Annotated in this window: 1 protein-coding gene; it reads left to right on the plus strand. The window is 48.0% G+C overall.

The genetic code is table 11. The annotated features are described in order from the left end of the window. Positions 1 to 856 (plus strand): aminotransferase class III-fold pyridoxal phosphate-dependent enzyme (locus R7Z49_RS24085; protein ID WP_318112242.1); only part of this gene is annotated, 856 nt, incomplete at both ends.

An 856-nucleotide genomic window follows, 5' to 3' on the forward strand; every position in this document is an offset into this window, starting at 1 on the left:
TGCGGTTGAAGCTGCGATCAAGCTAGCGAAACAAACGACAGGTCGTAATACCATGTTTGCTTTCCGTGGTGCATACCACGGTATGACAAACGGTACGATGGGCATGATGGGTAATTTAGGAACAAAAGCGCGTCGTACTGGCTTAATGTCAGATGTGCACTTTATGCCTTTCCCATACAACCTACGCTGTCCATTTGGTCTTGGCGGTGACGAAGGTGCGAAAGCAAGTATTCGTTATATCGAGCGTTTATTGAACGATGATGAAGCGGGTATCATGAAACCTGCTGCGATCATCGTAGAGCCAGTACAAGGTGAGGGCGGTGTAATTCCTGCTCCAGCATTCTGGTTGCGCGACCTACGTCGTATTTGTGATGAGCACGGTATCCTACTGATTTTTGATGAAATCCAGTGTGGTGTGGGTAAATCTGGTTACAACTTCGCTTTCGAAGAAGCGGGTATCGTGCCTGATGTATTGTGTCTTTCTAAAGCGATTGGCGGCGGCTTGCCAATGTCACTGCTTGTGATCAATAAGCAACACGATACGTGGAAGCCAGGCGAGCACACGGGCACATTCCGTGGTAACCAACTTGCAATGGTTTCAGGTGCTAAAGCGCTTGAAATTATCCAACGTGACAACCTTGTTGAGCATGCGAACGTTGCGGGCCAATACCTACGTTTTGGTCTCGAAAGCATCCAAAAACGTGTTAACTGTATTGCTGAAGTTCGTGGCAAAGGCTTGATGCTAGGCGTTGAAATCAAGAATCCTAACGGCGAGCTTAACAAGTTTGGTGAACCTCTTGCTGAAGGTCAGTTGACCCTAGCGATTCAACGTGCTGCGCTTGAGCGTGGTTTGATG

The sequence above is a fragment of the Vibrio sp. 1562 genome, assembly GCF_033340155.1.
Lineage (GTDB): Bacteria > Pseudomonadota > Gammaproteobacteria > Enterobacterales > Vibrionaceae > Vibrio > Vibrio alginolyticus.